Source organism: Rhizobacter sp. P5_C2 (genome assembly GCF_054049715.1).
In genome coordinates this window covers 1-12,525 of the sequence record NZ_JBFULV010000148.1, presented here as the reverse complement: position 1 = coordinate 12,525, position 12,525 = coordinate 1, and the positions used below count along the sequence as shown (strand labels likewise).

General features: G+C 67.3%; 11 protein-coding genes. 5 read left to right on the top strand and 6 right to left on the bottom strand.

The features are described 5' to 3' along the window. The 5 genes from ACXJLU_RS30725 to ACXJLU_RS30705 all read left to right on the top strand — a co-directional run. Positions 1–1,145 (top strand): sigma-54 interaction domain-containing protein (locus ACXJLU_RS30725; RefSeq protein WP_457337560.1); only part of this gene is annotated, 1,145 nt, incomplete at its 5' end. Continuing rightward, positions 1,120–1,731, top strand: coding sequence for a 1,6-anhydro-N-acetylmuramyl-L-alanine amidase AmpD (ampD, locus tag ACXJLU_RS30720; RefSeq protein ID WP_457337559.1), 612 nt, complete (start codon positions 1,120–1,122; stop codon positions 1,729–1,731). The genes ACXJLU_RS30725 and ampD, both read left to right, overlap by 26 nt. Before the next feature lie 549 nt (positions 1,732–2,280). After that, positions 2,281–5,232 (top strand): ribonucleoside-diphosphate reductase subunit alpha, encoded by a 2,952-nt coding sequence (locus ACXJLU_RS30715; RefSeq protein WP_457337558.1) that lies wholly within the window; start codon positions 2,281–2,283, stop codon positions 5,230–5,232. Positions 5,233–5,387: 155 nt separating this feature from the next. Beyond that, entirely contained in the window at positions 5,388–6,590 is a 1,203-nt protein-coding gene (locus ACXJLU_RS30710) for a ribonucleotide-diphosphate reductase subunit beta (RefSeq protein WP_457337557.1), read from the top strand. A gap of 225 nt (positions 6,591–6,815) precedes the next feature. Further along, entirely contained in the window at positions 6,816–7,346 is a 531-nt protein-coding gene (locus ACXJLU_RS30705) for a histone H1-like DNA-binding protein (RefSeq protein WP_457337556.1), read from the top strand. A gap of 156 nt (positions 7,347–7,502) precedes the next feature. Here ACXJLU_RS30705 and ACXJLU_RS30700 read toward each other — a convergent pair whose 3' ends face one another. From ACXJLU_RS30700 to accB, 6 genes are all read right to left on the bottom strand, one after another. Further along, on the bottom strand, positions 7,503–7,820 hold the full coding sequence (locus ACXJLU_RS30700; protein ID WP_143171288.1) for a prefoldin domain-containing protein: 318 nt from the start codon (positions 7,818–7,820) through the stop codon (positions 7,503–7,505). 169 nt (positions 7,821–7,989) lie between these two features. Beyond that, positions 7,990–8,895 carry a carbohydrate kinase family protein gene (locus ACXJLU_RS30695; protein WP_457337555.1) on the bottom strand — a complete coding sequence of 302 codons (906 nt, stop codon included), beginning with the start codon at positions 8,893–8,895 and terminating at the stop codon, positions 7,990–7,992. 59 nt (positions 8,896–8,954) lie between these two features. Beyond that, positions 8,955–10,001: a zinc-ribbon and DUF3426 domain-containing protein gene (locus tag ACXJLU_RS30690; RefSeq protein WP_457337554.1), complete on the bottom strand. Its 1,047-nt coding sequence runs from the start codon at positions 9,999–10,001 to the stop codon at positions 8,955–8,957. Between the two features lie 7 nt (positions 10,002–10,008). Beyond that, positions 10,009–10,917: a 50S ribosomal protein L11 methyltransferase gene (prmA, locus tag ACXJLU_RS30685; RefSeq protein WP_073463005.1), complete on the bottom strand. Its 909-nt coding sequence runs from the start codon at positions 10,915–10,917 to the stop codon at positions 10,009–10,011. Positions 10,918–10,930: 13 nt separating this feature from the next. Next, the gene (accC, locus tag ACXJLU_RS30680) at positions 10,931–12,280 is read right to left on the bottom strand and encodes an acetyl-CoA carboxylase biotin carboxylase subunit (RefSeq protein ID WP_457337553.1); all 1,350 of its coding nucleotides are present in this window, start codon (positions 12,278–12,280) and stop codon (positions 10,931–10,933) included. A gap of 10 nt (positions 12,281–12,290) precedes the next feature. Beyond that, on the bottom strand, positions 12,291–12,525 hold a 235-nt coding region (accB, locus tag ACXJLU_RS30675; protein ID WP_457337552.1), incomplete at its 5' end, for an acetyl-CoA carboxylase biotin carboxyl carrier protein.

Genomic DNA, 12,525 nt, shown 5'->3' with positions numbered 1-12,525 from the left:
CTGCGGCCCGGCCGGCCGCACTGGCACCGGCCGCGCCGCCGGCCCACGCCGGCCCGGTCAGCCAGGCGCTCACCCGCATGGCCGGCCAGTCGCAGGCCATGCAGCAGGTGCGCCAGCTGATCGACAAGGTGGCGCGCAGCATGGCCCCGGTGCTGGTGAACGGCGAGTCCGGCACCGGCAAGGAACTGGTCGCGCGTGCGATCCACGAGATCAGCCCGCGCACCGGGCAACCCTTCGTGCCGGTCAACTGCAGTGCCATTCCCGAGCAGTTGCTCGAGGCCGAGTTCTTCGGCTACCGCAAGGGCGCGTTCACCGGCGCCGCCGAAGACCGCGAGGGCTTCTTCCAGGCCGCCAACGGCGGCACGCTGTTCCTCGACGAGATCGGCGACCTGCCGCTCGCGATGCAGAGCAAGCTGCTGCGCGCGATCCAGGAGCGCTCGGTGCGACCGGTCGGCGCGGTCGTCGAGCAGCCGGTCAACGTGCGGCTGCTCAGCGCGACCCACAAGGACCTCGGCGCCGAAGTGCAGGCCGGCAAGTTCCGCCAGGACTTGTATTACCGCCTCAACGTGATCCAGATCCGCGTGCCGCCGCTGCGCGAGCGCCTCGAAGACCTGCCATTGATCTGCGACCGCGTGCTCGACCGCATCGCGCGCGATGCCGGCGTGTCGCCCGCGCCGCGCCTGACGCGCGACGCGATGGTGCAGCTCAGCCGCTACAGCTTCCCCGGCAATGTGCGCGAACTCGAGAACCTGCTGCACCGCGCGGTCGCGCTGACGGTGGGCGACGTGATCGACGTCGCCGACCTGGGCGTCTCCGAGCTGGTGTTCAGCGACAGCGACTCGTCGGAGTTCGATGCCACGCCGGTGGTGTCGGCGAAGCCCGCCGCCACGCCCGCAGCCGAAGCCGTGCGCGCACCGGTCGTGCCGGTGCAGGCACCGCTGCCGAGCGACCTCGCGGCCTACCTCGACGACATCGAGCGCGACGTGCTCGAACGCGCGCTCGAGCGCTACCGCTACAACCGCACCGCGGCCGGCGCGAGCCTCGGGCTCTCGCTGCGCCAGATGCGCTACCGGATGGCCCGCCTGGGCGTCAACGTCGGCGGCACCGACGACCCGGTCGATGTCGAACGCAGCGAACCGACCTGAGCCGCCGCTGCTGATCGAGGCCGACGGCTGGTGCAGCGGCGCCCGCCGCTGTGCCTGCCCGAACTTCGGGCCGCGGCCGGCCGGCTGCGCGGTCGAGCTGGCAGTCATCCATTCGATCAGCCTGCCGCCCGGCGAGTACGGCGGCGATCACATCGAGCGCCTGTTCGCGAACCGGCTCGACTGGGACGCGCATCCCTATTTCCAGCAGATCCGCGGGCTGCAGGTCTCGTCGCACTTCGTCGTGCGGCGCGACGGCGAGCTGCTGCAGTTCGTCTCGTGCAACGAGCGTGCGTGGCATGCCGGCCGCTCGGCCTGGCGCGGTCGCGAGGGCTGCAATGACTTCTCGGTCGGCGTCGAGCTCGAAGGGCTGGAGGGCGAGCGCTTCGAGGACGCGCAGTACGCGCGGCTGCTGCCGCTGCTGCGCGCGATCGCGCGGCGTTATCCGCTGCAGGGCGTGGCCGGGCACGAGCATGTCGCGCCCGGCCGCAAGATCGATCCGGGTCCGGGCTTCGACTGGCCGCGTGTCACCGACGGGCTGCGCTGGCACGGTCGGTATTTTCCCGAGGGCCTGCGCGCGCCGCGTTGATCGCTGCGCGCCGATGCACGGGTTAGTGCATCGCGGCAAGCCAGTTTCCATCGGCGTCGCGGGCGCAAATCGCGCGGAGCGCAAGGCTGCTGGCGGATGCACCGATGCAGGTGCAGCGTTGGTGGGTGCCGAGGCCGCGCGATGCACTTTCACGATGCGTCGCGGTGCATCGCCGGAGCATCCCCCTTGTTTGTCGGGACGCTACAGCTAGTGCTTGAAGCCTGCCGGACCCCCAGATATAGTGTCCCTCGTGGTATCCTCTTGTCTCAGCAGCTTCAGACCCGTGCCCGTCCTCGCCATCTGGAATCCAGGGGCCTGCGCAGCGGGCGGCATCGACGGAAAACACGTCGGGCATCCGGGTCGCGCATGTTGGCAAGCCGTTCCACAGCCTCAACCATCGCGCTCGTCCTTCGTTCTTCATCGTTCCTCTCATGCGTCACCGGCGACTCAGCGCCGTGGGCGCGCCGCAGTCATTGGCTGCGGGGTGGTCGGCGTGAACATCGGGCATTGAATTCATACCGCGTCGACAGACCACAAGAAGGGGTATCCATGCAAGCAGTCAGCAACGTCACTCCCAACGCCGCCTCCACGTCCACCAGCACGCCGCGCAGCGGCACCGGCCCCGCGGCTTCCGCGTCGGCCTACCAGGGCTACCAGATCATCCGCCGCAACGGCGCGGTGGTGTCCTTCGAACCCAACAAGATCGCCGTCGCACTGATGAAGGCCTTCCTGGCCGTGCACGGCACGCAGGGCGCGGCCTCGGCCAGCGTGCGCGAGACCGTCGACGGCCTGACCGAATCGGTCGTGCGCGCACTGCTGCGCTCGCGCCCGGGCGGCGGCACCTTCCACATCGAAGACGTGCAGGACCACGTCGAACTCGGCCTGATGCGCGGCGGCCACCACGAAGTGGCGCGTGCCTACGTGCTGTACCGCGAGCGCCGTTCGCAGGAGCGTTCGAAGCAGGGCCACGTGGCCACGGCTGCCGCCGAGCCGGTGCTGACGGTGATCGACCGCGGCCAGCGCGTGCCGCTCGACTTCGCGCGCCTGCAGGTGCTGATCGAATCGGCCTGTGCCGACCTGGGCGCCGACGTGAAGCCCGACCCGATCCTGGCCGAGACGCGCCGCAACCTGTATGACGGCGTGCCGATCGACGAAGTGCACAAGGCCGCGATCCTGGCCGCGCGCACGCTGATCGAGAAGGACCCCGGCTACACGCGCGCCACCGCGCGGCTGCTGCTGCACACGATCCGCAAGGAAATCCTCGGCGAAGAAGTGCTGCAGGGCGAGATGCCGGCGCGCTACGCCGACTACTTCCCCGGCTTCATCAAGAAGGGCGTGCAAGCCGAGCGGCTGGACGAGAAGCTGCTGCAGTACGACCTGGCCCGCCTGGGCGCGGCGCTGAAGGCCGAGCGCGACCTGCAGTTCGACTACCTCGGCCTGCAGACGCTGTACGACCGCTACTTCCTGCACATCAACGAAGTGCGCATCGAGATGCCGCAGGCGTTCTACATGCGCGTCGCGATGGGCCTGGCGCTGAACGAGATCGACCGCGAAGCGCGCGCGATCGAGTTCTACGAAGTGCTGTCCAGCTTCGACTTCATGAGCTCCACGCCGACGCTGTTCAACGCCGGCACGCAGCGCTCGCAGCTGTCGAGCTGCTACCTGACGACCGTCGCCGACGACCTCGAAGGCATCTACGAGGCGCTGAAGGAGAACGCGCTGCTGTCGAAGTTCGCCGGCGGCCTGGGCAACGACTGGACCAACGTGCGCGCGCTCGGCTCGCACATCAAGGGCACCAACGGCAAGAGCCAGGGCGTCGTGCCGTTCCTGAAGGTCGTCAACGACACCGCGGTCGCGGTGAACCAGGGCGGCAAGCGCAAGGGCGCCGTCTGCGCCTACCTCGAGACCTGGCACCTCGACATCGAGGAGTTCCTGGAGCTGCGCAAGAACACCGGCGACGACCGCCGCCGCACCCACGACATGAACACCGCGAACTGGATTCCGGACCTGTTCATGCGCCGCGTGATGGAAGGCGCCGACTGGACGCTGTTCTCGCCGTCCAACTGCCCCGACCTGCACGACAAGTTCGGCAAGGCCTTCGAGGAAGCCTACACGCGCTACGAAGACAAGGCCGCGCGCGGCGAGATCAAGCTGTTCAAGAAGATCCCCGCCAAGGACCTGTGGCGCCGCATGCTCTCGATGCTGTTCGAGACCGGCCACCCGTGGATCACCTTCAAGGACGCCTGCAACGTGCGCTCGCCGCAGCAGCACGTCGGCGTCGTGCACTCGAGCAACCTGTGCACCGAGATCACGCTGAACACCAGCGAGACCGAGATCGCCGTCTGCAACCTGGGGTCGGTGAACCTGGTGCACCACCTGAAGCAGGTCGACGGCGTGGTGCAGATCGACCACGCGAAGCTGAAGAAGACCGTCTCGACCGCGATGCGCATGCTCGACAACGTGATCGACATCAACTACTACGCGGTCAAGAAGGCGCGTGACTCCAACCTGCGCCACCGCCCGGTCGGCCTGGGGATCATGGGCTTCCAGGACGCGCTGTACGAACTGCGCACGCCGTACGCCTCCGACGACGCGGTGTCCTTCGCCGACCGTTCGATGGAAGCCGTCTGCTACTACGCCTACTGGGCCTCGACCGAACTGGCAGCCGAGCGCGGCCGCTACTCCAGCTACCGCGGCTCGCTGTGGGACAAGGGCATTCTTCCGATCGACTCGCTCGACCTGCTGGCCGAAGCGCGCGGCGGGTACGTCGATGTCGACCGCAGCACGACGCTGGACTGGCCGGCGCTGCGCGGCCGCATCGCCGAGCACGGCATGCGCAACTCCAACTGCGTGGCGATCGCGCCGACCGCGACCATCTCGAACATCATCGGCGTCAGCGCGTCGATCGAGCCGTCGTTCGGCAACCTGTCGGTGAAGTCCAACCTGTCGGGCGAGTTCACCATCGTCAACGAGTACCTGGTGCGCGACCTGAAGAAGCTCGGCCTGTGGGACGACGTGATGGTGATGGACCTGAAGCACTTCGACGGTTCGCTGCGCCGCATCGACCGCGTGCCGGCCGACCTGAAGGCGCTGTACGCGACGGCCTTCGAGGTCGAGACGCAGTGGCTGGTCGAAGCCGCCGCGCGCCGCCAGAAGTGGATCGACCAGGCGCAGTCGCTGAACATCTACATGGCTGGCGCATCGGGCAAGAAGCTCGACGAAACCTACAAGCTCGCATGGACGCGCGGCCTGAAGACGACCTACTACCTGCGCACCGTCGGCGCCACGCACGCCGAGAAATCGACGGTGAAGGCGGGGCAGATGAACTCGGTGTCGAGCGGTGATGGATCGTCGTCGATGGGCGCGGCGCCGGTCGCTGCGGTGCAGGCCCACAGCGTGATGGCCGCGGCGGTTGCGCCGGTGATCTCCGCATCGCAAGAACCTGCGACCGACATCAAGTTCTGCGCGATCGACGACCCGACGTGTGAGGCCTGTCAGTGATGCACTGAGACACGCGCGTGCTCATCGAGATTGATCATCGAAGCACGCGCGTTTTTTCGATGCGACACAGCAACAGCGAAGTGCTCGCGATGTCAATAAGTGCTTGGTGTTTCAACACAACACTCTCATAATTCAACGCGTCAAGGAAGTCCACCATGTTGGTTTGGGAAGAAGACCTTAAACCCTCGATCTCTCACAAAGCGAGTCCCGCGCAGAGCCTGCCCTCTCAAGCGCGTGCAGTCGCTCCGTCTCCGGACTTCGATGCTGCGATCGCAGCACCTGCCTCCCTCTTGAACGACACCTCCTCCAGCATTTCCAGCACGACGACTCCCGCTGCCGCACGGCGCGTGAACGCCGCCGACAAGCGCATCATCAACGGCCGCACCGACGTCAATCAGCTGGTGCCGTTCAAGTACAAGTGGGCGTGGGAGAAGTACCTCGCGACCTGCGCGAACCACTGGATGCCGCAGGAAGTGAACATGTCGCGCGACATCGCGACCTGGAAGGATCCGAACGGCCTGACCGACGACGAGCGCCGCATCATCAAGCGCAACCTCGGCTTCTTCGTCACCGCCGATTCGCTGGCTGCCAACAACATCGTGCTGGGCACCTACCGCCACATCACGGCGCCCGAATGCCGCCAGTTCCTGCTGCGCCAGGCCTTCGAGGAAGCGATCCACACGCACGCCTATCAGTACATCGTCGAGTCGCTCGGGCTGGACGAGAGCGAGATCTTCAACGCCTACAACGAGGTGAAGTCGATCCGCGACAAGGACGAGTTCCTGATCCCGTTCATCAACGCGATCATGGATCCGAACTTCAACACCGGGACACCCGAGAACGACCAGACGCTGCTGAAGTCGCTGATCGTGTTCGCGTGCTTGATGGAAGGCATGTTCTTCTACGTCGGCTTCACGCAGATCCTTGCGCTCGGCCGCCAGAACAAGATGACCGGGGCTGCCGAGCAGTACCAATACATCCTGCGCGACGAGTCGATGCACTGCAACTTCGGCATCGACCTGATCAACCAGATCAAGCTCGAGAATCCGCACCTCTGGACGGCGGAGTTCAAGGCCGAGATCAAGGCCTTGTTCATGACGGCCGTCGAGCTCGAGTACCGCTACGCCGAGGACACCATGCCGCGTGGCGTGCTGGGCCTCAATGCATCGATGTTCAAGGGTTACCTGCGCTACATCGCCAACCGGCGTGCAACGCAGATTGGTTTGGAAGAGCTCTTCCCGAACGAGGAAAACCCGTTCCCGTGGATGAGCGAAATGATCGACCTGAAAAAGGAGCGCAATTTCTTCGAGACGCGCGTCATCGAGTACCAATCCGGTGGCGCCCTCTCGTGGGACTGACGCTTCGCTGACTGCACACACGATCAGCAACAGGTCATGGACGAGATCAAGATTCGCAAGCCGTCAAGAGATCACCGTCAAGCAAGCGGTGGCCAACGGTTTGCAACCCCATTCACCGTACCGGGGCGTCCCTCCTGGGCGACTTCGGACAGTGAATAACTGCCTCGCATCGGCATCCCGCCGGCGCAGGGCAGTGCTCTTTCAACTTGATCAAGGAGAAATGTAATGGCAACTGCAAAGAAGGCTCCGGCCAAGAAGGCGGCAGCGAAGAAGGCTCCGGCAAAGAAGGTCGCGGCGAAGAAGGCCCCGGCGAAGAAGGCCGCAGCGAAGAAGGCTCCGGCCAAGAAGGTCGCGGCCAAGAAGGTCGTCGCCAAGAAGGCGCCGGCGAAGAAGGCGGCAGCCAAGAAGGCACCGGCGAAGAAGGTTGCGGCAAAGAAGGTCGCGGCGAAGAAGGCTCCGGCGAAGAAGGCCGCTGCCAAGAAGGCTCCGGCGAAGAAGGCTGCTGCCAAGAAGGCGCCTGCCAAGAAGGCCGCTGCGAAGAAGGCGCCTGCCAAGAAGGCTGCCCCTGCGAAGAAGGCCGCGAAGCCTGCTGCGAAGCCCGCTGCAAAGAAGGCTGCGAAGAAGCCTGCAGCGAAGAAGGCGGCACCCGCGGCGCCTGCTGCGCCTGCTGTTGCGAAGCCTGCGGCTGCTCCTGCAGCCAAGACCGCACTCAGCCCCGCTGCTGCGTGGCCTTTCCCGACGGGCAACAAGCCCTGAGGCCGGAAGGCATTCAGACAAAACCCGGCCTCGGCCGGGTTTTTTTCTGCTGGCATGACGGCCCCTCGCCGAAGGGTACTTCGACGATCCCCCGAGGGGATCCGGGCCGGCTTGGGGCGGCCCGGCGCTCGGCCCGGCCTCCGCCTCGACCGCCGCTTACATCGGCTGCGTATCAGCGAAGCCGTTCGGGGGCAACGCGGGAGCGCCATCGCCGCCTGACGAATGACCGCTCGCCATCGGCAGGTCGACGTCGAGCTGCGATTGCATCACCGCCTGCAGGTCGCTGCGTTTTTGCTGCAGCACGGCCATCTGCTTGTGCAACTGCTCGATCTGCTTGCGGGCCTGCTGCGCATGCAGCCCGGCGACGTGCCGCGCCTTCTCCATCTTGTCGACCCGCTGCTGCAGGATCTTCAGGCGGCGGCCGTACCACCAATGGCAGGCGCCCCACGTCACCGCGCACAACGCGAGTGTCATGAAGGCCAATATGAGTGACTGGAAAGCCTGCATCGTGTTCCCTTTGCCGGCTCTTTCTGAACGACGAGCCGATCAACCCAACGAAGGTATCAACATTTGTCTGACGCAGGGCGTGAAGATATCCCGGAAACCCCGATAGGTCACCCCCTCGCTTCCGGGAACTTCCGCTTCACACCCCCAGCAGCGTGCGATCGATCACATGGTTCTGGCCGCCGCGGCTGGCGATCTTCAGCGCGCCGATCCGGTTGCCGAGTTCGACGCAGCGCTCGAGCGTCCAGCCGCGCTCCAGGCCGTACAGCAGCGCGGCACGGAACGCATCGCCACAGCCGGTCGGGTCGAGCACCTCGCTCGCCGGCACGCCGGGCACCAGCGTGCGCACGCCTTGCTGCCACAGCTCGCAGCCTTCGGCCCCCAGCGTCACGACGACGCCTTTCAGATGCGAGCGCGACATCGCCTCGATGCTCAGCCCGGTGCGCTCCGACAGCATCCGCGCCTCGTAGTCGTTGACGGTGACCCAGCTCGCCTGCGCGACGAAGCGGTTCAGCTCGGCACCGTCGAACATCGGCAGGCCCTGGCCCGGATCGAAGATGAACGGGATCTGCGCATCGGCCAGCTGCTGCGCATGCTGCAGCATCGCGTCGCGGCCGTCGGGCGCGACGATCGCGATGCGCACGCCGCGGTCGGTCGGCACCGTGGTCGTGTGCGCCGCCTGCATCGCGCCGGGGTGGAAGGCGGTGATCTGGTTGTTGTCGGTGTCGGTGATGATGATGGCCTGCGCGGTGTAGCTGTCAGGCACGTTGCGCACGAACTCGGTGCTCGCGCCCCACGATGCGATGCGCGCGCGGTACTCCACGTCGTCGGCGCCGACCGTGGCCATCACCAGCGGTTCGCCGCCCAGCTTGGCCAGCGTGTACGCGATGTTGCCGGCGCAGCCGCCGAACTCGCGGCGCAGCGTCGGCACCAGGAAGGACACGTTCAGGATGTGCACCTGCTCCGGCAGGATCTGCTGCGCGAAGCGGCCGGGGAACATCGTGATGGTGTCGAAGGCGAGGGATCCGCAGATGAGGGCTGACATGGAAGCTCCAGGAAAGAAGGAACGCCGGAGACGCGGTGCGTGCGTGCTCAGGCTCGGGCTCAGGGGTAGAAGATCTCGACGGTGTAGCCGCTGACGCGGCGCCCGTCGGTGGCCAGCAGCAGCTGCAGGCTGCTCTCGGCGCCGGCTGCGACGACCGGCGTCGCGACATGGAAATCCGACGGCGCGAGCGCGCGCCGCGCGACCAGCTGGCCGCTCGGGTCGCTCAGGCTCAGGTCGATCGACGGCATCGCGAGCGCGAGCGCGCTGCGGTTGCGCAGCACCACCGACAGCTTGTAGGCCGCGCCGCCATTGGCCGGCGCCAGCGCGCTGCTCTCGACGACCAGGTCGTCGATGCGGCGCGGCGCGCCGATCTCGCAATGCCATTGCTGGCAGGCCATCGCGAGCCAGGGTTTCGTCTCGGGCCACTGCGCGGCGACGGCGTCGCGGAAATGCAGCGCCGCCTGCCCGGCCAGGCCCGCCAGCAGCGCGAGCGTCAGCAGCGACAGCAGGCCGCGCACCCACGGGCTGCGCCAGCGTTCGCGCTGACGGGCCTCGCGCACGAAACCGGGGGCCGCCGGTCGGGGCGGTGACGGCCGCGCGGCAGGCTTCGACGGCTTGGTCGACTTCGCGGCCGGCCTGGCGGCCGGCTTGGACTTGCGCGGCGGTGCCGGCGGCGGCGCACCGCCGTGCACCTCGCTCTCCAGCAGGTCCATGTTGAACTGCGCATCCGAGAAATCGACGCGGTCGCGTTGCGCCACGCCTTGCGCCGGCGTCTGCGCGACGTCTTGCTGTTCGGGGTGGAAGAAGCGCGAGTGGATGCGGTCGTCTTCGCTCAGCTGGAAGATGTCGTCATCGTCCGGTGGCTCGGGCAGCGGCTGGAACGATGGCGTGGCCGGGGCGACAGCAACCGGCGTCGGCGCGCTCGGCGGTGGGACCGGCGCGCGCCATTCGGGCGGCGCATCGCGCTCCAGGTCGAACAGGCCTTCGAGCGCATTGAAGACCTCGTCGCAGCGCCCGCAGCGGACCCAGCCTTCGGAGACCTTGAGCTGGTCCTGGACGACCCGGAAGACGGTACCGCAGGCAGTGCAACGAGTGGCCAGGCTCATGGCGAAATCATGCCATGGCCTTCTTCCGCGCCGTCATCAGGATCCAGCCTTCTTCCTGGTCGCTGACGTCCAGCGTGCACCAGGGCGCATAAGCGGCCTTCAGCTCGTCGGCCTGGCGCTCGAGGATGCCGGCCAGCACCAGGTCGCCGCCGGCCGCGACATGGCCGCACAGCAGCGGGGCCAGCAGCTTCAGCGGCGACGCGAGGATGTTCGCCAGCACCAGCGGGTACTCGCCGTGGGCGGCGTCGGGCAGGCCGGCGTCCAGCGTGACGCCGTTGGCGCTCGCATTGGCGCGGGTGGAGTCGACGGCGGCCGGGTCGATGTCGACCGCGTCGATGCCGCGCCCGCCGTGCAGCGCTGCGCCGATCGCGAGGATGCCGGAGCCGCAGCCGTAGTCGAGCACGCGCTGCCAGCCGGCCGCGCGCGCCGGCGCCTGGGTCGCGATCCAGCGCAGGCACATGCGCGTCGTCGGGTGCGTGCCGGTGCCGAACGCGAGGCCGGGGTCGAGCCGGATCACGGTGCGCGCCTGCGCCGGCGGCTCGTGCCAGGTCGGCACGATCCAGAAGGTGTCGGTGACCGGCACCGGTGCGAACTGCGATTGCGTCAGCCGCACCCAGTCCTGCTCCTCGACCTTCTGCAGCGCCTGCAGCTGAACGCCGGTCGCCCAGTCCTGCGCGAGCAGCAGCGCGCCCGCTTCGGTGGCGGTGTCTTCCTCGGCGAACAGCGCCTTGACGACCGAGCGCTGCCAGCCGCCGCGCGGCGCCGGCATGCCCGGTTCGCCGAACAGCGCGTGTTCGGCGTCGGTGTCGGCATCGGCGTCCTCGACCGAGACCGACAACGCCTGCAGCTCGTCCATCAGCGCATCGGACACCGGCTCGACCAGGTCTTCGGGCACCAGCAGCAACAGCTCGTACATCAGGGTCAGGGCCTCAGCGCTTGTGCTGGCTCATCCAGCCTTCGAGGTAGTGGATGCTGGTGCCGCCCTCGACGAACTTCGCGTCCACCATCAGCTCGCGGTGCAGCGGGATGTTGGTCAGGATGCCCTCGACCACCGTCTCCGACAGCGCGATGCGCATGCGGGCCAGCGCCTGGTCGCGGGTGTCGCCGTGCGTGATGATCTTGCCGATCATCGAGTCGTAGTTCGGCGGCACGAAGTAGTTGGCATACACATGCGAGTCGACGCGCACACCCGGCCCGCCCGGTGCGTGCCAGGTCGTGATGCGGCCCGGCGACGGCGTGAACTTGTACGGGTCCTCGGCGTTCACGCGGCATTCGATCGCATGCCCGCGCATCTGGATCTGGCGCTGCTGGAACGGCAGCTTCTCGCCGGCCGCGACGCGGATCTGCATCTGCACGATGTCGATGCCGGTCACCAGCTCCGTCACCGGGTGTTCCACCTGCACGCGGGTGTTCATCTCGATGAAATAGAACTCGCCGTTCTCGTACAGGAACTCGAAGGTGCCGGCGCCGCGGTAGCCGATGCGCTTGCAGGCGGCGGCGCAGCGGTCGCCGATCTTCTCGATGACGCGGCGCGGGATGCCCGGCGCCGGTGCCTCTTCGATGATCTTCTGGTGGCGGCGCTGCATCGAGCAGTCGCGCTCGCCCAGCCAGACGGCGTTCTTGTGCTCGTCGGCCAGCACCTGGATCTCGATGTGGCGCGGGTTCTCGAGGAACTTCTCCATGTAGACGGCCGAGTTGCCGAAGGCCGCGCCGGCCTCGGCGCGCGTCGTCTGCACCGCGTGGATCAGCGCCGCCTCGGTGTGCACGACGCGCATGCCGCGCCCGCCGCCGCCGCCGGCCGCCTTGATGATGACCGGGTAGCCGACCGCGCGGCCGATCTTGATGATCTCCTTCGGGTCGTCGGGCAGCGCGCCTTCGGAGCCGGGCACGCAGGGCACGCCGGCCTTGATCATCGACTGCTTGGCCGACACCTTGTCGCCCATCGTGCGGATGGCGTCGGGGGTCGGGCCGATGAAGACGAAGCCGCTCTGCTCGACGCGTTCGGCGAAATCGGCGTTCTCCGACAGGAAGCCGTAGCCGGGGTGGATGGCCTCGGCGTCGGTCACCTCGGCGGTCGAGATGATGGCCGGCATGTTGAGGTAGCTCAGCGCCGATGCCGCCGGGCCGATGCACACCGCTTCATCGGCCAGCTTCACGTACTTGGCGTCGCGGTCGGCCTCGGAGTAGACGACGACCGACTTGATGCCCATCTCGCGGCAGGCACGCTGAATCCGCAGGGCGATCTCGCCGCGGTTCGCGATCAGGATCTTCTTGAACATGCGGAGCGCCTTATTCGATGATGAACAAGGGCTGGCCGAACTCGACCGGCTGGCCGTTGGCGCACAGGATCTTCGTGACGGTGCCGGACTTGTCGGCCTCGATCTCGTTCATGATCTTCATCGCCTCGATGATGCAGATCGGCTCGCCTTCCTTGATGGTGCTGCCGACCTCGACGAAGGGCTTGGCGCCCGGGCTGGCGGCGCCATAGAAGGTGCCGACCATCGGCGACTTGACGGTGTGGCCG